General features: G+C 55.7%; 20 protein-coding genes and 1 tRNA gene. 12 read left to right on the forward strand and 9 right to left on the reverse strand.

The features are described from left to right. Positions 1-28: 28 nt before the first annotated feature. The 6 genes from sufC (at position 29) to ACR0EK_RS02420 (ending at position 4,500) form a co-directional block, all read left to right on the forward strand. A complete protein-coding gene (sufC, locus tag ACR0EK_RS02395) occupies positions 29-784 on the forward strand; it encodes a Fe-S cluster assembly ATPase SufC (RefSeq protein WP_480505147.1) in 756 nt (251 codons plus the stop codon). Next, positions 784-2,064 (forward strand): Fe-S cluster assembly protein SufD, encoded by a 1,281-nt coding sequence (sufD, locus tag ACR0EK_RS02400; protein ID WP_209503899.1) that lies wholly within the window; start codon positions 784-786, stop codon positions 2,062-2,064. Before sufC ends, sufD begins: the two co-directional genes overlap by 1 nt. Continuing rightward, complete coding sequence (locus ACR0EK_RS02405) at positions 2,064-2,549, forward strand: YIP1 family protein (protein ID WP_209596716.1); 486 nt, start codon at positions 2,064-2,066, stop codon at positions 2,547-2,549. Before sufD ends, ACR0EK_RS02405 begins: the two co-directional genes overlap by 1 nt. Next, positions 2,546-3,112: a YIP1 family protein gene (locus tag ACR0EK_RS02410; RefSeq protein ID WP_480564732.1), complete on the forward strand. Its 567-nt coding sequence runs from the start codon at positions 2,546-2,548 to the stop codon at positions 3,110-3,112. Before ACR0EK_RS02405 ends, ACR0EK_RS02410 begins: the two co-directional genes overlap by 4 nt. Before the next feature lie 13 nt (positions 3,113-3,125). Further along, positions 3,126-4,346, forward strand: coding sequence for a cysteine desulfurase (locus tag ACR0EK_RS02415; RefSeq protein WP_480564735.1), 1,221 nt, complete (start codon positions 3,126-3,128; stop codon positions 4,344-4,346). A gap of 77 nt (positions 4,347-4,423) precedes the next feature. After that, positions 4,424-4,500: transfer RNA gene (locus ACR0EK_RS02420), tRNA-Arg, on the forward strand. A gap of 276 nt (positions 4,501-4,776) precedes the next feature. Here ACR0EK_RS02420 and mepK read toward each other — a convergent pair. Next, positions 4,777-5,346, reverse strand: coding sequence for a peptidoglycan L,D-endopeptidase MepK (mepK, locus tag ACR0EK_RS02425; protein ID WP_480480893.1), 570 nt, complete (start codon positions 5,344-5,346; stop codon positions 4,777-4,779). A 353-nt stretch (positions 5,347-5,699) separates the two neighbouring features. Between mepK and ACR0EK_RS02430 the strand changes: the two genes are divergently transcribed. From ACR0EK_RS02430 to ACR0EK_RS02445, 4 genes are read left to right on the forward strand one after another with little or no spacing between them, the layout of a single operon-like run. Continuing rightward, positions 5,700-7,307: a L,D-transpeptidase family protein gene (locus ACR0EK_RS02430; protein ID WP_480564738.1), complete on the forward strand. Its 1,608-nt coding sequence runs from the start codon at positions 5,700-5,702 to the stop codon at positions 7,305-7,307. 34 nt (positions 7,308-7,341) lie between these two features. After that, positions 7,342-8,433, forward strand: a complete 1,092-nt coding sequence (locus tag ACR0EK_RS02435; RefSeq protein WP_480485621.1) for a UDP-3-O-(3-hydroxymyristoyl)glucosamine N-acyltransferase — start codon at positions 7,342-7,344, stop codon at positions 8,431-8,433. Positions 8,434-8,465: 32 nt separating this feature from the next. After that, entirely contained in the window at positions 8,466-8,723 is a 258-nt protein-coding gene (locus ACR0EK_RS02440; RefSeq protein ID WP_171723262.1) for an acyl carrier protein, read from the forward strand. Positions 8,724-8,732: 9 nt separating this feature from the next. After that, positions 8,733-9,941: a beta-ketoacyl-[acyl-carrier-protein] synthase family protein gene (locus ACR0EK_RS02445; protein ID WP_480485622.1), complete on the forward strand. Its 1,209-nt coding sequence runs from the start codon at positions 8,733-8,735 to the stop codon at positions 9,939-9,941. Positions 9,942-9,989: 48 nt separating this feature from the next. Here the strand turns inward: ACR0EK_RS02445 and ACR0EK_RS02450 are convergent, their stop codons facing one another. Further along, positions 9,990-10,568, reverse strand: a complete 579-nt coding sequence (locus ACR0EK_RS02450; RefSeq protein WP_480480900.1) for an invasion associated locus B family protein — start codon at positions 10,566-10,568, stop codon at positions 9,990-9,992. Between the two features lie 432 nt (positions 10,569-11,000). Between ACR0EK_RS02450 and ACR0EK_RS02455 the strand changes: the two genes are divergently transcribed. Further along, positions 11,001-12,548 (forward strand): helicase HerA-like domain-containing protein, encoded by a 1,548-nt coding sequence (locus ACR0EK_RS02455; protein WP_480564741.1) that lies wholly within the window; start codon positions 11,001-11,003, stop codon positions 12,546-12,548. Positions 12,549-12,580: 32 nt separating this feature from the next. Here ACR0EK_RS02455 and ACR0EK_RS02460 read toward each other — a convergent pair whose 3' ends face one another. The 4 genes from ACR0EK_RS02460 to ACR0EK_RS02475 all read right to left on the reverse strand — a co-directional run bounded on the left by ACR0EK_RS02460 (position 12,581) and on the right by ACR0EK_RS02475 (position 15,882). Then, positions 12,581-12,835, reverse strand: coding sequence for a hypothetical protein (locus ACR0EK_RS02460; protein ID WP_480564744.1), 255 nt, complete (start codon positions 12,833-12,835; stop codon positions 12,581-12,583). A gap of 181 nt (positions 12,836-13,016) precedes the next feature. Then, positions 13,017-14,330 carry a branched-chain amino acid ABC transporter permease gene (locus ACR0EK_RS02465; protein WP_480564747.1) on the reverse strand — a complete coding sequence of 438 codons (1,314 nt, stop codon included), beginning with the start codon at positions 14,328-14,330 and terminating at the stop codon, positions 13,017-13,019. Then, the gene (locus ACR0EK_RS02470; RefSeq protein ID WP_267366195.1) at positions 14,327-15,337 is read right to left on the reverse strand and encodes a branched-chain amino acid ABC transporter permease; all 1,011 of its coding nucleotides are present in this window, start codon (positions 15,335-15,337) and stop codon (positions 14,327-14,329) included. Before ACR0EK_RS02470 ends, ACR0EK_RS02465 begins: the two co-directional genes overlap by 4 nt. A gap of 215 nt (positions 15,338-15,552) precedes the next feature. Then, positions 15,553-15,882: a hypothetical protein gene (locus ACR0EK_RS02475; RefSeq protein ID WP_480564750.1), complete on the reverse strand. Its 330-nt coding sequence runs from the start codon at positions 15,880-15,882 to the stop codon at positions 15,553-15,555. 561 nt (positions 15,883-16,443) lie between these two features. On the opposite strand from ACR0EK_RS02475, the gene ACR0EK_RS02480 reads away from it, so the two are divergent. Beyond that, entirely contained in the window at positions 16,444-16,797 is a 354-nt protein-coding gene (locus ACR0EK_RS02480; protein WP_480480909.1) for a hypothetical protein, read from the forward strand. 138 nt (positions 16,798-16,935) lie between these two features. On the opposite strand, the gene ACR0EK_RS02485 is transcribed toward ACR0EK_RS02480, so the two are convergent. From ACR0EK_RS02485 to ACR0EK_RS02495, 3 genes are all read right to left on the reverse strand, one after another. After that, a complete protein-coding gene (locus ACR0EK_RS02485; RefSeq protein WP_267366696.1) occupies positions 16,936-17,766 on the reverse strand; it encodes an ABC transporter ATP-binding protein in 831 nt (276 codons plus the stop codon). Positions 17,767-17,774: 8 nt separating this feature from the next. Continuing rightward, positions 17,775-18,563 (reverse strand): ABC transporter ATP-binding protein, encoded by a 789-nt coding sequence (locus ACR0EK_RS02490; RefSeq protein ID WP_209596275.1) that lies wholly within the window; start codon positions 18,561-18,563, stop codon positions 17,775-17,777. A 106-nt stretch (positions 18,564-18,669) separates the two neighbouring features. Next, the gene (locus ACR0EK_RS02495) at positions 18,670-19,851 is read right to left on the reverse strand and encodes an ABC transporter substrate-binding protein (RefSeq protein ID WP_480564753.1); all 1,182 of its coding nucleotides are present in this window, start codon (positions 19,849-19,851) and stop codon (positions 18,670-18,672) included. Between the last annotated feature and the right edge of the window lie 117 nt (positions 19,852-19,968).

Raw genomic sequence — 19,968 nt, forward strand, 5'->3', positions numbered from 1 at the left:
CCCCTTGCGATACGCAAAAGGACAAAAAATGCTGGAAATCAAAAACCTGCACGTACAGCTTGAAGAAGAAGACAAGCAGATCCTAAAAGGTGTGAACCTGACGGTCGAGGCTGGCAAGGTACACGCGATCATGGGGCCGAACGGGTCGGGCAAATCGACCCTCAGCTATGTTCTGTCGGGGCGCGACGGGTACGAAGTAACCGAAGGTTCGGCCACTCTGGACGGTCAGGACCTGCTGGAGATGGAACCGGAGGAACGCGCAGCAGCAGGTGTTTTCCTTGCCTTCCAATACCCGGTTGAAATCCCCGGAGTTGGCAACATGACGTTCCTGCGCACCGCAGTAAACGCGCAGCGCAAGGCCCGTGGAGAAGAGGAACTGTCTGCCGCAGACTTCCTGAAAGAAGTGCGTGCCAAGGCCAAGACGCTAAAGATCGACGCGGATATGCTTAAGCGCCCGGTCAATGTTGGTTTTTCGGGCGGTGAGAAAAAGCGTAACGAAATCCTGCAGATGGCTATGCTTGAACCGAAGATGTGCATCATGGACGAAACCGACTCGGGCCTTGATGTGGATGCGATGAAGCTGGTCGCCGAAGGTGTGAATGCCCTGCGGGACGAAGGCCGTGGGTTCCTGGTCATCACCCATTACCAGCGCCTGCTGGATCACATCAAACCTGACGTCGTGCACATCATGGCCGATGGCCGCATTGTCAAAACCGGAGGCCCGGATCTGGCGCTTGAGGTTGAAAACAACGGTTATGCCGACATTCTGGCCGAGGTGAACTGATGGCTTTGCCGCAAGCGAAACAAACCGCAACCGAGGCGCGTCTGGCTGCGCTGACCATGCCTGACGCGGGCTGCACCCGCGGTGCACGCGAAGACGCTCTGGCGCGTGTTCTGGAATCCGGGCTGCCGGGGCGCCGGGATGAGTATTGGAAATACACCCAGCCCGACAGTCTGATTTCTGCCGAGGCTTTGCCTGCGGCGGTGTTTGTCAATGATGAACCGGTACTTTTCAACGACCTCGACCGTTTGAAAATAGTCTTTGTCGACGGGGTGTTCAGCGCCGAGGAATCCGATGAGCTGTCGCTGGACGGTGTCAAGATCGACCGGATTGAAGACATCTGCTGCAAAGACATTCATTGGGCAAAAGACCTGTATGGCGTTCTGGAAGCGCGTGGCCAGTCCCCGGTTCAACGTCCGTTGGCTGCATTGAACACGGCCTTTGCGTCGGACGGTGTCGCCATTCACGTTACGGGCAAACCCTCTAAACCGATCAACCTGATCTATCGTCATGCCTCACCGACATCCGACGCGATCCTGCATCACGTTATTCGTGTGGAAAGCGGGGCCGAGGTGACAATTCTTGAATCCGGTCCGGCGGCGTCGCGTTTCAACAAATGCATGGAGATTGAAATCGCCGACAAGGGGACGCTGCATCATGTGCGGGCACAAGGCAGGGACCATGAACGTCGCGCCGCGACCCATATGTTCACGCGTTTGGGGGCAGAGTCGGTCTACAAGTCCTTCACCTTGACAGCGAATGGGGTGCTGACCCGTAACGAACAGGTTGTTGAACTGACCGGCGACAATGCTGTGGCGCATGTGGCCGGGGCCTGTGTTGGGGATGGTGATTTCCACCATGATGACACGGTGTTCATCACCCATGACGCGGTGAATTGCGAAAGCCGTCAGGTCTTTAAGAAAGTGCTGCGCAACGGTGCGACCGGAGTGTTTCAGGGCAAGATCCTTGTAAAGGAAGGGGCCCAGAAAACCGATGGGTACCAAATCAGCCAATCTCTGCTTTTGGATGATGACAGCCAGTTCCTCGCCAAACCCGAACTTGAGATCTACGCCGATGATGTGGCGTGTTCCCACGGCTCAACCTCGGGCGCGATTGACGAAACGGCGCTGTTCTATCTTCGGTCACGGGGTGTTCCGGTCAAGGACGCGACCAACATGTTGACGCTGGCATTCCTGGCAGAAGCAGTGGACGAGATCGAAGACAACGCTTTGGCAGATGAAATCGTAAGCCGTCTGGAAGGGTGGCTGGCGCGCCGAAGCTGATGGCCCTTTCGTCGGATATCCTGGCAACATACCGGGGGCCGGGGCGCGTGGTGCGCAGGCTTCTGGATATGGGGCAACGAGAAGACCGGGCGCTGATCTTTGTCATGGCGTTTTGTGTGGTGGCATTCATCGCCCAGATGCCTGGCCTTGCGCGCAAAGCGCATCTGGAAGGCGTTGAACTGAACATGCTATTGGGTGGTGCTCTGCTTGGATCAGTGTTCATTCTGCCCTTGGTCTTTTACACGCTGGCACTGGTGTCTCATTGGGCGGCGCGCCTGTTTGGCGGGCAGGGAAGCGCTTATGGTGCGCGTCTGGCGCTGTTCTGGGCGCTGTTGTCCTCTGCACCGCTGGTTCTGCTGAACGGCCTTGTCGCCGGATTCATCGGGCCAGGGCCTACCTTGACGTTTGTGGGTTTCGTCTGGGTTGCTGTTTTTGTTTGGTTCTGGGTATCCGGTCTCAGACAAGTGCAAAGGTCCGTCGCATGAATTCGAGTTTCCTGGGAAATCTGGCGGTCTTGACGATCAAGAACCCGGCCGAAGCGGCGCGACGGCTGATGGCGCTCAAACTGGGGCGAGAAGTGCTTTGGCTGGCATTTGCGCTGGCGGTCGTTTTGAACTGCGCTGTCCAATTGGGAATAGATTTGTCGATAACAATGGCGGCGGGTCAACCCTCTCCTGCGCTCGAGAGTTTTCCCATCGTTTTGGTGCGCTCGGCCGGGGCCATGATGCTGAGCATCGTCGCATTCCTGCTGGTCGGGCGAATGCTGGGAGGTCTGGCGAGGTTCGATGATCTGATGGTTTTGACGATCTGGCTGCAGTTCCTGCAAATTGCCGCCTTGGTGGTGACGCTGATCTTGAGCCTGACCTTACCGTTTCTGATGATGATGACATTGTTGGCGACAGCAATCCTGAGCCTTTACGTCACGCTTCATTTTCTGAATGAAGCGCATCAGTTCGGGTCTCTCTGGAAATCCTTTGCGGTAATTGTGTTGTCAGCTTTTGTCGCCATCCCTTTCGTTCTGTTTCTAAGCCCAACCGGGCCCGTCTAGGAATACCTCTCTTATGTATGATGTGCAGAAAATCCGCTCTGACTTTCCGATCCTGTCGCGTCAGGTGAATGGCAAGCCTTTGACGTATCTCGACAATGGTGCTTCGGCTCAGAAACCTCAGGTGGTCATTGACGCGGTGACGCGGGCCTATGCCGAGGAGTATTCGAACGTCCATCGTGGCCTGCATTTTCTGTCCAATCTTGCGACAGAGAAATACGAGGCCGTTCGTGGCACGACCGCGCGGTTTCTGGGGGCATCGAACGAGAATGAGATCGTCCTGAACTCTGGTACCACCGAAGGGATCAACCTGATCGCCTATGGCTGGGCTATGCCGCGACTTAAAGCGGGGGATGAGATCGTTCTGAGTGTGATGGAGCATCATGCAAACATCGTACCCTGGCATTTCCTACGCGAACGACAGGGCATCGTGCTGAAATGGGTCGATGTCGACGCAGAGGGCGGGCTTGACCCTCAGGCGGTAATCGATGCAATCGGGCCGAAAACCAAGCTGGTTGCTGTGACACACTGCTCGAACGTGCTGGGTACGGTCGTGGATGTGAAAGCCATAACTGACGGTGCCCACGCCAAGGGCGTCCCGGTTCTGGTTGATGGCAGTCAGGGTGCCGTTCACATGCCGGTAAATGTCGAAGAGATCGGGTGCGATTTCTACGCGATCACTGGCCACAAGCTTTATGGTCCGTCAGGGTCGGGTGCGATTTTCATCAAATCCGACCGCATGGCCGAAATGCGCCCCTTTATCGGTGGCGGCGACATGATCAAAGAGGTCAGTAAGGATCAAGTCATCTATAATGACCCGCCTATGAAGTTCGAGGCCGGCACGCCGGGGATCGTTCAGACCATCGGTCTTGGCGTAGCGCTGGAGTATATGATGGACTTGGGGATGGAAAACATCGCTGCCCATGAATCCAGCTTGCGCGATTACGCGATGCAACGTCTGACAGGGCTGAACTGGTTGCAGGTTCAGGGCACTCGCCCGGACAAGGCCGCGATTTTCAGCTTTACGCTGGACGGTGCTGGCCATGCACACGACGTCTCAACCATTCTCGACAAGAAGGGTGTTGCGGTTCGTGCCGGTCACCACTGTGCCGGGCCACTGATGGACCACCTGGGGGTGACGGCAACGTGCCGCGCCAGCTTTGGTCTCTATAACACTACCGATGAAGTTGACACGCTGATCGAAGCGCTTGAATTGGCGCATGATCTGTTTGCCTGATTTTGGTCTTGATTGGGGTGCGGCAATCGCGATTTGCAGTTGCACCCGGATTGGAACAAGGTTAGCTAACGGCCAAGGCACCTGTAGCTCAGCTGGATAGAGCGCTGCCCTCCGAAGGCAGAGGCCAGAGGTTCGAATCCTCTCAGGTGCGCCACCCAATATTCAAAATTGGATCGAAGTCGGGAGCCCAGAACTGTAGGCTTGTGAATTAGCTCGCTTTGCGCGTTGATCGTGCAGTCATCACAACGGCCCGCAAGCTAATAACCATAGCCGAGTTGTAGTGCTTGAGAGAGGGATACCCTGCCAGGTACCGAGAAATTCAAATTAGCAGACTTGGCGGCTCTGCCGCCAATCGCCACGAAAACTATAAAACCGACCGGAATAAACAGTCAGCTAAAGTTCTGAACAAACCGGGAGGAGCGTCAAGGTGTTACCCGCGCCAGGTGCGAACTACGCCGCAATCCATGTGTACGAAGTTCGATCCATAATACTGACCAACACCGCCTGCGCGGCACGACATCGCCGCCTTGGCCATCTGCGATACCGAGCGGGAGGCAAGGCGCAAATCAGCTGCTTGCCCTTCCATGTGAAGCGAGTTGCGCGCCACACGGCGGGACCGGGAACGCAGCATTGCGTTGGTCTGAGGAGAGCGGTAGCCGGACAACAGCATATAGGGTTCGTTGACATCCAGCAAGCTGTGTGATGCCGCCATGATATCAATCGTGCGTAAATCGATGGATTTTACCTGATCTGTGCGCCAATCACGCATGAAGTTGTTCACTTCTTTGACAGCGTCCTTGATATACTTACCATCGACCCAATAGATCATATCCAACCGTTCGCCAGTGCGACCGGAATACATACGAATGCGACGAATATCGCCGCCACCGCGTAAAAAGCCTGCTGCGTTGGAGTAGGTGGGTGCTGCTACGACTGCCGTTGCTGCAAACGCTCCCAATAGGGCACGCCGGGTCAAGCCCGAGGAACTGCTCTCTGTCATTTTGGTTTCGTCCCGTACTGTTCCTGCCTGCACACGATGTTACGTGCACTGTCTTAATTATTCCCATCCCAGATGCGGGATTTATGGCACAATCGGAATCGAGGGCCAAGAAGTGTTTCATTTTTACCTTTTCAAGGGGGAATTTTCGGCAGTTTTTTGCGCATTTGCCACAGAGCATCACAAATATTTCGCAGTTGTGGGCTTTGGGCCGCGCAGCCGATGCAAACGCGCATCAGGCCCACGAAGAAGCGATTTGGTAAGGATATCGTGAGTGGACAAGCGTTCTGGCACGACTGCATAGTTGATCGACGTATAAATCACCAGTTCAAACTATTGAATTCCAAGGCCATCCTATGTTTTCTGTTCTCCGCACCAGTACCAGCATCCTGTTTGCCGCGTGTTTCGTGGCTACCGCATCCGTCGCCAATGTGTCGTCTGAAGCTACGCCAGGAACTGCGTTTCAGATGGCGATGGCTGAACATACTCAGCAGGCGCCGCAACTGGTTGAGTTCTACCGGGCAAACGGGTTTTTGCCGCTTTGGGTCGGCGATACGCCTGAACACACTCAACGCCGGGCGGCGCTGATCAATGCGCTTACGAATGCGCATCTGCACGGCCTTCCACAGGCCGAGCCGACTGTTGCCGCCGTGATGGAGAAGATGGAAAAGGCCCGTTCGGTGCGCGATCTCGGTGCGGTTGAAGCAGAACTTAGCCGTATCTTTGTCGAATATGCCGACGCGCTTTATGCGGGCGCAATCCGGCCCGGCAGTGTGGATGATGGGCTGGTTCGGTCCGTAGAACGACGCAGCACTGTTGAGCATTTGCTGGGAATAAGCACTCTGGGCGCGGCCTACTTTACAGTCTTGGCGCCGCAATCACATCAATACCGCGCATTGATGAAGCAGAAGCTGTCCTTGGAAAAGCTGGTATTTCAAGGGGGATGGGGGCCAACAGTTCCCGAAAGCAAACTGGAATACGGCGACACGGGACCGAATGTTGTCAAGCTGCGCGACCGTCTGGTGGTGATGGGTTACATGAAACCGTCCGCCAGCCCGTCTTTCGACAGCGCGTTGCTTGAAGGCGTTCGTGCCTTCCAATCCGCGCATGGGCTTGAAACCGATGGTGTGGCGGGCAAGGGGACGATTGCTGAAATTAACCGTCCAGCCACAGACCGGTTGAAAGCCGTTTACGTTGCGTTGGAACGCGAACGCTGGCTGCCTCGGGAACGCGGCACGCGTCATATCCTTGTGAACCAAGCGGACTTCACGGCCAAGATCGTGGACGAAGGGCAAGTCACTTTTGAAACCCGCGCAGTCATCGGTAAAAATGTGCATGATCGAAGAAGTCCGGAATTTTCGGATGAGATGGAGCATATGGTGATCAACCCAAGCTGGCATGTTCCCCGCTCGATCGTGACCAAGGAATACCTTCCGAAACTGCAATCAAACCCGAATTCCGTGGGCCATATTCTGATAACTGACAGAAGCGGCAGGCAGGTCGATCGGGGTGCGGTGGACTTTACCCAGTTCACGACCAGCAATTTTCCCTTCGCAATGCGTCAACCGCCCAGCCAAAGCAATGCGCTGGGTCTGGTGAAGTTCATGTTCCCCAATAAGCACAACATCTATCTGCATGATACTCCACAGAAAAACCTGTTCTCGCGCGAAGTTCGGGCCTTTTCACATGGGTGTATCCGCTTGGCCCAGCCCTTTGAATTTGCATACGCCCTGCTGGCCAAACAAGAGGAAGATCCAAAGGCATTCTTCCATCGCGTTCTGAACACCGGAAAAGAGACCAAAGTTAATTTGGAACAGAAAGTTCCGGTGCATCTGATTTACCGCACGGCCTATATCGGGCCCAAAGGTGAAGTGCATTATCGCCGCGATGTCTATGGGCGGGACGGCAAGATTTGGGAAGCCTTGCAAAAGGCAGGGGTGGCCCTGCCGGATGTTCAGGGGTAAGCACAGGGCAAATCCTGCCAAAAGGAAGCCCGCCATGCAGTTTACCGTACAACAGATTGCCGAGTCTCTGGGGGCCGAATGTCAGGGTGACGGCGGCCTGACGATTGTGCGCGCCGCCGAACCGGGCGATGCAGGCCCGACAGATCTGGCGATGGCTATGTCTCCGAAATACGCCGAGGCGCTTACCAACGGAGCCGCTCGTGCGGCCGTCCTATGGGAAGGGGCCGACTGGCAGGCGATGGGATTGCGTGCGGCGATTTTTGTAAAACGTCCCCGTATGGCGATGGCTGGCATCACTTCCATGCTGGACCGTGGGCAAGGAGTTGAGCCGGGGATTCACCCCTCGGCCGTGATCGATCCAACAGCTGAAATCAGTTCTGACGTGGCGATTGGACCGTTGGTTGTTGTAGGAGCGCGCGCCCGGATCGGCGCAGGCTCTGTCATAGGGGCACATTGCACCGTGGGAATGGACGCCATATTGGGCGACCAGGCAGTGTTGCGCGAAATGGTCAGCATTGGCGCACGGGCGCAGATCGGAGATCGTTTTATTGCGCAACCCGGTGCCCGGATCGGAGGGGACGGGTTCAGTTTTGTTACCCCCGAAGTCTCGGGCGTCGAAAATGTACGCAAGACAATGGGCGATCAGGGTGAGGCCAAAGCTCAGAGCTGGCTGCGCATTCACTCGCTGGGTGCTGTGGAAATCGGTGACGATGTCGAAATTGGCGCGAATTGCACAATCGACAATGGCACGATCCGAAATACGTATATTGGCCACGGTTCCAAGTTGGATAACCTGGTCCATGTCGGGCACAACACCCGAGTCGGTCAGGACTGCCTGTTGTGCGGTCAGACTGGTGTGTCGGGTTCGGTTGAGATCGGAAACAACGTGGTTCTGGGCGGTCAGACCGGCGTTGTCGACAACATTTTCATCGGGGATGGGGTTATTGCCGGTGGCGGCACTAAGATACTGTCCAACGTACCCGCTGGTCGCGTGATCATGGGGTATCCCGGCGTCAAAATGGAAACGCATACGGACATCTACAAGGCACAACGGCGTTTGCCCCGTATGGCACGCGACGTCGAGGCATTGAAAAAGGCTGTTTTCAAACAGACCCCGAGCGATTAAATCAACCTCAAACTGATAATCAGGGGATCGACATGAGCATCAGCGACCGCGTCATCGCGATCATTGCAGAGCAGGCCGTTCTGGAGCCATCGGATGTAACGCCCGAAAGCACGCTGGAAGATCTGGGTATCGACAGCCTCGGGCTGGTCGAAAGCATATTTGCCATCGAGGAAGAGTTCGACATTTCGATTCCTTTCAATGCCAACGAGCCCGAGGCCAATGACTTCGATATCTCCAATGTGGCCGCGATCATCTCTGGGATCGAAAAGCTTGTGTCGGAAAAGGTCTGACACACGCTCATGAAACGCGTTGTCATTACCGGAGCAGGTACGATCAATTCGCTGGGCCATTCGGTCCCTGACACGCTGGAAGCAATGCGCGAAGGTCGTTGTGGTATTTCGGAACTTGAATTCCGGGATGTTGATCGGTTGGCCATCAAGATCGGCGGACAGGTCCGGGGTTTCGAGGCGGAAGGGCGGTTCAACCGACAGCAGATGTCGCTGTACGACCGCTTCACGCAATTCACCCTGACGGCAGCCAAAGAGGCGATTGAGCAGTCGGGCATCGAGTTTCACGGCGAGTTGGCAGCAAGATCAGGTGTTGTTCTGGGAACCGCGGGTGGTGGTGTTTCGACTTGGGATGACAATTACCGTTCTGTTTATGAGGATGGGAAGAACAGGGTACACCCCTTTGTCGTTCCAAAGCTCATGAACAATGCAGCCGCCAGTCATGTTTCAATGGAACATAACCTGAAGGGCCCCAGTTTCACCGTGTCGACAGCATGTGCGTCATCAAACCATGCGATGGCTCAGGCCTTTCAGATGGTGCGCAGCGGCGCGGCTCCGGTCATGGTTACGGGCGGGTCCGAATCGATGTTGTGTTTCGGCGGTGTAAAAGCCTGGGAAGGTCTGCGCGTGATGTCGAAAGACGCGTGCCGCCCGTTCAGTGCCAACCGCAACGGAATGGTGCAGGGTGAAGGGGCTGGCGTCTTTGTCTTTGAGGAATACGAACACGCCCGCGCCCGAGGGGCCGAAATACTGTGCGAAGTTGTCGGCTTTGCCATGTCATCGGATGCCTCGGACATTGTGATGCCCAGCAAACAAGGGGCCGCGCGTGCCATGGCCGGTGCCTTGGCCGATGCGAAGCTGAACGCAAAAGATGTGGGTTATATCAACGCGCATGGCACGGGAACGGCTGCAAATGACAAAACCGAATGCGCAGCCGTGGCCGACGTGTTTGGGCCGCACGCAGACGATCTGATGATATCGTCCACGAAGTCCATGCACGGCCACCTGATAGGCGGGACCGGAGCTGTTGAGCTGCTGGCCTGCATCATGGCACTGCGGGACGGTGTCATTGCACCGACGATTGGATATGAGGAACCGGACCCGGAATGCGCGTTGGACGTGGTCCCGAACGAAGCACGCGAAGCAAAGGTCAACGTCGCGCTTAGCAACGCATTCGCCTTTGGTGGGTTGAATGCGGTACTGGCCCTGAAGCGGGTTTAGTGAAAAAGCCGCCGTTAATAAAACGGCGGCTTCCACGGATGTTTTTTCTTAGTTTGTGTTGACGTTCAGAGCGTCAAAGCCCGATGTGAAGCCGGAGAGCGACATGTCCATTTCAAGAACCTGATCCGGGAAACGGGCGGGAACCAGTGAAAACGTCGCTTTGGTACCAGCTTTCATCGCGTCGATATCCCCTTGGCTAAGACCTAGTTGCGCGATGCAGCCCACGGGAACGCATTGGTGGTAGTTGTACAATTTACGCGGCGCGCCATCGATTGACAGGGCCAGTTGCGCTTGCAGCAGAGTTTCGAGGGGTACGATCACATTTGCCCAAGCAACGGCGGCACCACCTTCTGGCAGTTTCCCGATGGATACTTCTGCGATCGGATCACCATTTTTACCCTCCAGAACCTGAACGATGGCGCAAGGATCCTCGCCTTCCTGTGCCTTGATACAGGATACGTCCCAATCGCCGAATTCTTCCTTTACGAACTGTTCTCCGACCCGGGGGCCTTCCTGACCAAGGTCCAGACCGGCGTCTGGCGCGGTTGTGGTTGTGTCTTGTGCATACGCTGCGCCGGATAGCAGAACAGCGGCGACCGTGTTGAACGAGAGGATTTTCTTGAACATGAATGCCTCGGGTTGATGATTGATCTTTTTGCTTCGTTTAACACTCTTCTGAACCAGTGTCAGGCACTAACAGAACGGCCTTTGCGAACGTGAACGGATTCTTGCCTGAGGCCTGGAACCGCACCTTCGGAGATTAGAAAAAGGGAGCTGTTCGACCAGCTCCCTTCCCCATAAGTTTCTCCCCGTCGGACTGGCCGACTTATTTATGCGCAAACCCTACGGAAGGGGCGCACACGGGTCAACAGCTATCCTCATTTTTTAATCTATGCGCCAGAATAATAATCCGATGGCCAAACCAAAAAGGCCGTGCCAGCAGGCACGGCCAGTCGACAGGGAGGAAGTCTGCCCCGCAATGCAAGGCAAATTGACTATCGCAGTCAAAGGTTAACTTTGTATGCTGGCGGCAGATCGGTGAACAATAAGGCAATGTTAATGGGCACGAATATCTTTTTGGGCGGTGGCGGTGAAAACTATGGCCAGCCGCAGGAACTGGCGTTGAAATATGCCAACCGCCACGGGTTGATTGCCGGGGCAACCGGTACCGGCAAAACCGTGACGTTGCAGATTCTTGCAGAAGGTTTTTCTCAGGCGGGTGTCCCGGTATTCCTCACGGATGTGAAAGGGGATCTGTCTGGTCTGGCCCTTCCCGGAAGCGAGGCCCACAAACTGCATCAGGCCTTTCAGGACCGGGCCAGTCGGATCGGGTTCGAGGAATTTGCCTATTCTGCCTGCCCGGTGACATTCTGGGATTTATTCGGTGAACAGGGCCATCCAGTGCGCACGACGGTGACGGAAATGGGTCCGCTGTTGCTGTCGCGGTTACTGGAGTTGAGCGAGGCGCAGGAAGGTATCCTGAATATCGCATTCCGCGTGGCCGACGAAGAAGGGATGCCGTTGCTGGACCTTAAGGACCTACAGGCGCTGCTGGTCTGGATCGGAGAGAATCGGGCGCAACTGTCATTGCGATACGGCAATGTATCCACGTCATCAATCGGGGCGATTCAGCGACGTCTGCTGGTTCTCGAGAATCAGGGCGGAACAAAACTGTTTGGCGAACCGGCGCTGGATTTGGCCGATTTGATGCGAACTGACGAAAACGGGCACGGAATAGTGAACATTCTGGCATCAGACCAGCTGATGGCAGCCCCACGGCTATATGCAACGTTCCTGTTGTGGCTGTTGAGTGAACTGTTCGAAGAGCTGCCAGAGGTCGGAGACCCCGAAAAACCAAAGCTGGTGTTCTTTTTTGACGAAGCCCATCTGTTGTTCGACGATGCGCCAAAGGTTCTGGTGGACAAGGTCGAACAGGTCGCCCGCCTGATCCGTTCAAAGGGTGTGGGTGTATACTTCATTACTCAGAGCCCCGCCGATATCCCGGAAGATATTCTTGGACAGCTGGGCAACCGTATTCAGCACGCATTAAGGGCATTCACGGCGCGGGACCGAAAGAACCTGCGGCTGGCCGCTGAAACCTATCGCGAGAACCCGACTTTTGACACGGAAACGGCAATTCGCGAAGTCGGCGTTGGCGAAGCTGTCACCTCAATGCTGCAAAAGAAAGGTGTTCCGGGCGTGGTCGAGCGTACGCTTATTCGTCCGCCGGGATCTCAGCTGGGGCCAATTTCAGATGCCGAACGTCGGGATATCCTTGCCGCCTCGGCGATGGCAGGAAAATACGACAAGAGCGTAGATCGAAAATCTGCCTTCGAGATTCTTCAGGCTCGGGCCCAAGCTGCGGCCAATGCCGCAGAACTGGCCGAATCCGACGAAGTTCTTGAAGCGCAATCGCCGATCGAACGCGAATATTCTTCGGCCCGCAGATATTCGGGCAGCCGGGTCGGCCGGTCCTCCTCCCGTGTTGAGCGCAAGCAGGACACGTTTGCCACGGCAATGACCGAAGCGGTGATCAAAGAGCTTAAGGGCACAACCGGGCGCCGGATCGTGCGCGGTATCCTCGGCGGATTGTTTCGCAACAGGTAAAAACGTAGCGTCCTTGGTGGGCGCTACAGCGTTTACTTCAGTCGGCGTTGGCCTTCCTGGCGACAATAGGCGTCAGCCTCGGGAACAGACATCTTCGTGGCTGGGAAGTCGATTGCACGGTCCCAGGTCACACGATCCTGACGATAGAGCTGACAGGTCACGACACCTTTAGGTGTCTGAACCTTGATGGGCGTCGTCTCAAGATCTTCGGGGCTGGGGACACAAGCGGATACCGCGACCGCAATAGCCGTAAACAGAATGAGTGATTTCAGATGTGGTGCTTTCATTTTCTACTCTTATCTACTCGTCTTGTTGATCGATTGAAACGGCATTGGCGAGGGTGAGTGCCAGCAACCTGCCGCAAATCGAAAACACTGTGGTGGGTTCGTTTATTCAGAAAAACCTTAAGAATCAAGAAACCGCGCCAGATAAGTGGCGCGGTTTTGCACATTGGAACGTGGCGCGGACCTATTTCTCGGGGATCAGACCCCTTGGGCTGAATCTGAGAACAATCAAAAGGATCAGGCCCATCGTGAAAAGGCGCATATGTGCGGCACTATCAATAAGATGTGCCTTCAGCGCGCTGCCATCCGGCAAGCCTGCAGTGATAACACTCATCAACCACAAGCCAATCGGTTCGACCTGAACCCACAAGAACCATATCAGGAACGCACCCAAAACGGCTCCGAAGTTGTTGCCCGAACCGCCAACGATCACCATGACCCAAACCAAGAAGGTAAAGCGCAGCGGATTGTAGGTGCCCGGCGTCAGCTGTCCGTCCAGAGTGGTCATCATCGCGCCTGCGATGCCGCAAATGGCCGACCCTAATACGAAAATCTGCAAGTGGCGACGGGTGACGTCCTTGCCCATCGCTTCGGCTGCAACTTCATTGTCGCGGATTGCGCGCATCATACGGCCCCACGGGCTTTTCAGCGCCATTTGCGCCATCCAGAGCAGCACCAGAAGAACCAGCATGAACAGCAGAGAATACCCAAGCTTCACCGAGAGGGTGGATGCAGTGACCGGATCCAGCCCCAGCCATTCGGCGCGGGCAAGAAAAGCCGGATCTTGCTGCAAGTCAACTTCATACCCGACAACCGGGGAGGGACGCGGGATGCCATAGACGTTCTTCACGCCGCGGGCCAGCCAGTCCTCGTTCTTCATGACGGCGATGATAATCTCGGCGATACCCAGCGTGGCAATCGCCAAATAATCTGACCGCAGCCCTAGCGCGGTTTTGCCAATCAGCCACGCCGCCCCGGCAGCCAGCAGACCTCCGGCAGGCCAGGCCAGCAGAACGGGCAGGTTCAGTCCACCGATGTTTCCGGCAATCGCCGGGTCAATGGCCTCGACCGCGGCAACATTGGGGTCGAACACGGCCCGGTAGAGGAAGAAGCCGACGATAAGGACAGTGATTATTGTGAGCGTCTGCACCCGGCCTTTGGGCAGTCTTGTTGCCACCAGTACGGCTGCAACAACGGTGGCAGCCCCCAGTAGCAAGGACAGAACGATACCAAAACCGCCGGCGCCCCAAGCACCCGGAGTAGGCTCTGTCGAAACCAGAACCACGGCCAGACCGCCCAGCGCGACGAAGCCCATGACCCCTACGTTAAACAGGCCCGCAAAGCCCCATTGCAGGTTCACACCGATCGCCATGATGGCAGAGATCAGCCCCATGTTCAGGATCAGAACGGCAGTGTTCCAGCTTTGCGTGAAACCGGTCAGCAAAATGAGACTGCCAACAGCAATGAAAAGCAGAGTGTTTTTGACAGATTCGGTCATACTGCTTTTCCCTTGAACAGGCCCGTGGGCTTAAACAGAAGCACGATCAGCAGGATGACAAAGCTGACAGCGAATTTGTAATCGGTGGACAGGAGCTGGACCAATCCGGACGGCTCCAGGTTTTCGGGGGCCACATAGGTCAGAACTTTTTTCCAGGCATAGGTGATCGTCACCTCGGAAAACGCGATGATGAACCCGCCTGCAATTGCGCCCAGTGGGTTACCAAGGCCACCCACGATGGCCGAAGCGAAAATCGGCAGCAGAAGCTGGAAATAGACGAAGGGTTTAAAGCTTTTGTCCAACCCGTATAGAACACCCGCTGTGGTCGCCAAGGCGGCTACGATGATCCAGGTGATCATCACAACACGTTCAGGGTTGATGCCGGACAAAAGCGCCAGATCCTCGTTGTCGGAATAGGCGCGCATCGATTTCCCGGTTCGTGTTTTATTGAGGAACCAGAACAACAAGGCCACGGCAATAACGGCCACTATCAGTGTAATCCCTTGCGAGGTCTTGATAGCCAGCCCCTCCTGAAGGCCCGTCATGGATTTGAAATCCCGCGCGGATATCAGGAATCTTGCACCGTCCGAAAACTTTTGGTCATCCGGCCCGATGATAAAGCGCACCAAACCGTTCATGATGAACATTACACCCATTGATACGATCACAAGGATAACCGGCTTGGCCTTTTGTTCGCGGTAAAAGCGGTAGACCAGCCTGTCCGTGACCAACACCAGCAGGATGCAGCCAAGGATGGCAAAGGGCAGGGCGAGCAGGGCAGTCGGCAACGGCCCAAAGCTGACACCAGCGGCCTGTAAGCCCCAAGTGACAAGCACAGCGATCATCGCCCCAAAGGCCATGGTGTCACCATGGGCAAAGTTCGAAAACCGCAGGATGCCGTAGATCAGGGTCACGCCTAGCGCTCCCAATGCCAGCTGGCTGCCATAGGCAATCGCAGGCACGATGACAAAGTTGGCCAGTGTGACCAACGCGTTCAGTAAATCCATGAATTCTTCTCACTGTCCGGGTGCGGCTTTATGGCATGTGTACCATTGGTAATTCAACACACGGCTATGGTTTTCAACGAATTGGACGAACGTTTTTTGCCTGGATAACGCGGAACCAGAAAGGCTTGTGAGATTCCGAGAACCAAACCCGCAGGTGAAGCCGCGCGACTTTTGAGGTCAGCGTGGCCACCCGGCAGTATTGCTTGGATGCAAAGTCACGCCTGAACGTCTTGGCATTTGCCGAAATCCTCGTCGGCATGGGGACCTTTGACAGACAGATCATAGGACATGTCGTCAAGTTGAACCACCAGCGTCATCACGTTCTGACCTTCGATATACATGAACGTCATGCTGCCCACGCCTTTGAGGATCACAGCATCGCCTGCGGCTATTGGGGTTTCAATGCTACCTTTGTCACCGTCCGCGGCACGGCTAAGGCGGATTTCGCTGCCGTCGCGGTCGGAGGTGCACAATAGGTGGCGTTCTTCGGCTACTGCCTGAGTGGCCGAAAATAGGGCAAGCGGCAAAGCGATCCAGAGTTTCATAGTCTGCGGGTCCTTGTCTTCGATTTTGCATTCGCCTTCGAACTGTCGAGCCATTGGTTCAGTAATATGGCCCGACCGGCGTGGATGGCCCGCCTAAAGCTCCATTATGTCACAAATTGAACTTAAGCGTGTTTTTTGCCCTTTGAGTAACGCGTGAAAATAACCGATTTGGTCTCGTGAAAGAGCCATTAAAACAAGTAAATAACAGTCATGTTTAACGTCCTCAAATTCAACGCACCATTATCCTGACATATTGAAAACACAATCAGGCATGGGGTGAGCGATTCAGGTTCAAAGTGACCCGCGCCGGGCCGTTTTGTCTGCCAATCTAGGGCCCCAGATTGTTTTTGTCTCAAGCTGAGCGCACACCACCTCACCTGGCCTCAAGTTCCGGTGAAATAGCTGGTTCAGGTCTATGATACGAAAGGGTTTTTCCTAAGTTCACTTCGTTGAGCTGCGGAAGATGTGATTGTCGAGCGCAGCCAGTACCGAAATATAAGGCTGATCTCGCGAGCGTAATAGCGCGCGAGGGCAGGCATAAGTAACCGAAGGAAGAAACTCATGAGATTTACCGCGCTGATCACGGCTGGCCTGTTGATGCCCACATTCGTACAAGCTGCAATCGACGACCCGCTGAATGGCGCGGATTTTGTCGTCAATTGCCTCTCCGACAAAAACGGGGGATCGGTGACTCTGGCGCGGTCGGGTGAGACGGACAAGGGGTTCATCGTGGCCGAAAACATCAAGGGCGAGGCGCAGATTATTCCCGGTCTGAACTCGCTCACCTTCCTGCATATCATGGATCAGGACGTGGTGACCTTTGTGGTGGATTTCGATAACCTGCACTATGACATGTCGGTCAAAGGTCCACATGCCGCGAATGACTCCGGATATTGTAGCAATCCGGCGGGGTGAGAATTAGGAAGGCGGTTGCACTTAGTTATGCAGTGATTTTCTACACTGTTTTCCTTGAAGCAACGTGTTTCTGCGAACCCACTGCTAGAATGAGGAGGACGGTGCGCACCAAATGGGAGTTTGTGCGCCGTCTCATCCTCAACCGCCCAAGAAACTCTTTCTCACTTCCGGATCAGCCAGCAATTCCTTGCCCGTACCGGTATAGGCGTTTCGCCCCTGAACCAGCACATATCCCTTATCGGCAATCTCCAGTGCCTGGCGGGCGTTTTGTTCAACCATCAGGATCGGCAGGCCGGTGCGTGCGACCTCGATGATGCGGTCAAAAAGCTCATCCATCACGATGGGTGAGACACCTGCGGTGGGCTCGTCCAGCATCAGGACCTTGGGTTGCGTCATCAGCGCGCGACCCACGGCAACCTGTTGGCGCTGACCGCCAGACAGTTCGCCGGCAGGTTGGTTGCGTTTGTCACGCAGAATTGGGAACAGATCATAGACCTGCTCCATCGTGTCCGAGAAATCGTCGTGACGGATAAAGGCACCCATTTCCAGATTTTCCTCGACAGTCATCGAGGTGAAAATGTTCGATGTCTGAGGAACAAAGCCCATACCGCGGATCACGCGATCTTGTGGGGTGAGGCTGGTGATATCCTCGCCGTCTAGACGTACAGAGCCGGCGCGCACATCCAGCATCCCAAACACGGCCTTCATCGCCGTTGACTTGCCCGCACCGTTGGGGCCGACGATAACGGCGATCTCACCCTTGTCCACGGCAATGGTGCAGTCATGCAGGATATCCGGGCCTTTGCCATAACCGCCGGTCATGGTGTCGCCGATCAGAAACGGGCCGCCTTCAACGCGATGAGTCGTCCCGCTTTTACGATGGGCAGGCGTCATTGTTCCGATACCTTGCGTGTTGGTAATCGATGCGTCCTTGTTGCCCTTGTCGTCCTGATAGGGGTTGTCGCTCATGCCAGCGGTCATGTCTGGGCCTCCAGCTTGTCTTTGTTTTTGAGGCCGGTGCCAAGATAGGCTTCGATCACGTGCTCGTTTGCCTTGATCTCATCCAGAGTACCCTCGGCCAAAACCTTACCCTCGGCCATGCAGATGACCGGGTCGCAGATCTTGCCGATGAAATCCATGTCGTGCTCGATGACAACAAACGTATAACCACGCTCTTTGTTCAGGCGCAGGATCGTATCAGCGATGGTCATCAGCAGGGTGCGGTTCACGCCTGCTCCGACCTCGTCCAGAAATACGATCTTGGCGTCCACCATCATGGTACGACCAAGTTCCAGCAGTTTCTTTTGACCGCCCGAAACCTGACCGGCCTTGTGATCGGCCAGATGTTCGATGGTCAAAAACTCCAGCACCTCGTCTGCCTTGGCTTTCAACGCGCGCTCTTCATCAGCGATGCGCTTGCGTCCGAACCAGGTATTCCACAGCGCCTCACCCGATTGCGCACCGGGCACCATCATCAGGTTTTCGCGGCAGGTCATCGACGAGAATTCATGCGCGATCTGGAACGTGCGCAGCAAACCTTTGTGAAACAGCTCATGCGGAGGCAGGCCAGTGATATCTTCACCATCCATAACCACCTTTCCGCTGGTCGGAGGCAAAACACCGGCGATCACGTTGAACAGAGTGGTTTTTCCGGCCCCGTTGGGCCCGATCAGGCCGGTGATCGACCCTTTTTGGATTTCCAGCGACGCCCCGTCCACCGCGTGAAACCCGCCGAAATGCTTATGCACGTCCTCGACGACGATCATGGTATCCCCTTGCCTTGTCCCCGTGAAACGAGGTGCAGCCTTTTGTCATTGAAACAGCCCGGACACAAGGCCCGGGCTGTCTGATTTTATAGCTTGATATGCGGGATCAACGGAAGTTGACGGTCTTGTTTTCGCCGTCGGTCACTTCGATCTCGCGGTACGACCCTGCGCTTTCGCCGGGGCCGATCAACTCGACACCGGACGCGCCGACATAGTCGATGTCCTGACCGGCGGCCAGCAGTTCCAGACCTTTGGCCAGTTCACCCGGATAGATCTTTTCACCCGGCGCATTGGCGACGTCCATAACTTTGCCCGCGTAATCTGCCGGGTTGGTCGAACCGGCGGCTTGCATGGCGAACATGAACAGCGCTGCCGCGTCATAGGATTCGGGCGAATAGGGCGACGACCCGTCAAACCCGGCTGCTTCGGCCAGTGCAAAGTACTTTTCGGCACCTTCTCCACCGGACCCGGCAATCTGACCGAACGAGCCGTTCAGGTCGGGGCCGACATTTGCGGGCAGCGAGTCACCGATCATGCCACCGGGCAGACCAAAGGTGTCAAACGCACCGCTGTCCAGCGACGACTGGATGATGCCCAGACCACCCTGGTCCAGATAACCCGCGACAACCAGAATGTCTCCACCGGCCGAAGCCAGCGCGCCAACTTCAGCCGAATAGTCGGCCTTGCCGTCTTCATGCGCCGTAACGATGGTCACTTCACCGCCAACCGCTTCGAAGGACGTCTGGATCGCATCGGCCAGACCTTTGCCATAGTCGTTGTTGGTATAGGTCAGCGCGATCGAGTTGATGCCGCGATCCTTGAGGATATCAGCCATAACCTGACCTTCGCGCGCATCCGACGGTGCGGTGCGGAAGAACAGGCCGTTGTCCTCCATGGTCGACAGGCCGGGCGAGGTCGCCGAAGGCGAGATCATGACCATGCCGTTTGGAATGGCAACGTTTTGCAGAATCGCGCCGGTTACACCCGAACAGTCGCCACCGATGATGCCTGCAACGCCGTCTGCGATCATACGCTCGCCGTTCGAGGTGGACAGACCATTGTCGATACAGCCGGTATCGGCACGTACACCAGCCACGCTGGCGCCGTTCATGAACTTGCCGGATTCGTTGACTTCGGCGATTGCCAGCTCAGCACCCGACCCCATGGCAGGGGCCAGCGATTCAATCGGGCCGGTAAAGCCGATCAAAATCCCCAGTTTGACATCTTCGGCCATGGCTGTGCCGGCCAGCAATGCAGTTGCTGCAGTTGCAGTAAGCAGCTTTTTCATATGGTTACTCCCAGTTGTGAACGTATTCGTTCTGGCGACGACCCTAGGCAAGCTGTTCGGAAAAGAAAAGTCCTAACGCAAACGTGTCTTTTTCGGTTGAAAATCTATCTGTTTTGT

It is taken from the genome of Ruegeria sp. AE4 (assembly GCF_056542185.1).

Excerpts from the sequence above, each read along its gene's own strand:
- ACR0EK_RS02440 (WP_171723262.1), top strand. The coding sequence starts at position 8,466 with ATGAGCATCAGCGACCGCGTCATCGCGATCATTGCAGAGCAGGCCGTT.
- ACR0EK_RS02430 (WP_480564738.1), top strand. The coding sequence starts at position 5,700 with ATGTTTTCTGTTCTCCGCACCAGTACCAGCATCCTGTTTGCCGCGTGT.
- sufD (WP_209503899.1), top strand. The coding sequence starts at position 784 with ATGGCTTTGCCGCAAGCGAAACAAACCGCAACCGAGGCGCGTCTGGCT.
- ACR0EK_RS02415 (WP_480564735.1), top strand. The coding sequence starts at position 3,126 with ATGTATGATGTGCAGAAAATCCGCTCTGACTTTCCGATCCTGTCGCGT.
- ACR0EK_RS02480 (WP_480480909.1), top strand. The coding sequence starts at position 16,444 with ATGAGATTTACCGCGCTGATCACGGCTGGCCTGTTGATGCCCACATTC.
- ACR0EK_RS02450 (WP_480480900.1), bottom strand. The coding sequence starts at position 10,568 with ATGTTCAAGAAAATCCTCTCGTTCAACACGGTCGCCGCTGTTCTGCTA.
- ACR0EK_RS02470 (WP_267366195.1), bottom strand. The coding sequence starts at position 15,337 with ATGGATTTACTGAACGCGTTGGTCACACTGGCCAACTTTGTCATCGTG.
- ACR0EK_RS02455 (WP_480564741.1), top strand. The coding sequence starts at position 11,001 with ATGGGCACGAATATCTTTTTGGGCGGTGGCGGTGAAAACTATGGCCAG.
- ACR0EK_RS02485 (WP_267366696.1), bottom strand. The coding sequence starts at position 17,766 with ATGAGCGACAACCCCTATCAGGACGACAAGGGCAACAAGGACGCATCG.
- mepK (WP_480480893.1), bottom strand. The coding sequence starts at position 5,346 with ATGACAGAGAGCAGTTCCTCGGGCTTGACCCGGCGTGCCCTATTGGGA.
- ACR0EK_RS02445 (WP_480485622.1), top strand. The coding sequence starts at position 8,733 with ATGAAACGCGTTGTCATTACCGGAGCAGGTACGATCAATTCGCTGGGC.
- ACR0EK_RS02435 (WP_480485621.1), top strand. The coding sequence starts at position 7,342 with ATGCAGTTTACCGTACAACAGATTGCCGAGTCTCTGGGGGCCGAATGT.
- ACR0EK_RS02405 (WP_209596716.1), top strand. The coding sequence starts at position 2,064 with ATGGCCCTTTCGTCGGATATCCTGGCAACATACCGGGGGCCGGGGCGC.
- ACR0EK_RS02410 (WP_480564732.1), top strand. The coding sequence starts at position 2,546 with ATGAATTCGAGTTTCCTGGGAAATCTGGCGGTCTTGACGATCAAGAAC.
- sufC (WP_480505147.1), top strand. The coding sequence starts at position 29 with ATGCTGGAAATCAAAAACCTGCACGTACAGCTTGAAGAAGAAGACAAG.
- ACR0EK_RS02495 (WP_480564753.1), bottom strand. The coding sequence starts at position 19,851 with ATGAAAAAGCTGCTTACTGCAACTGCAGCAACTGCATTGCTGGCCGGC.
- ACR0EK_RS02490 (WP_209596275.1), bottom strand. The coding sequence starts at position 18,563 with ATGATCGTCGTCGAGGACGTGCATAAGCATTTCGGCGGGTTTCACGCG.
- ACR0EK_RS02460 (WP_480564744.1), bottom strand. The coding sequence starts at position 12,835 with ATGAAAGCACCACATCTGAAATCACTCATTCTGTTTACGGCTATTGCG.
- ACR0EK_RS02465 (WP_480564747.1), bottom strand. The coding sequence starts at position 14,330 with ATGACCGAATCTGTCAAAAACACTCTGCTTTTCATTGCTGTTGGCAGT.
- ACR0EK_RS02475 (WP_480564750.1), bottom strand. The coding sequence starts at position 15,882 with ATGAAACTCTGGATCGCTTTGCCGCTTGCCCTATTTTCGGCCACTCAG.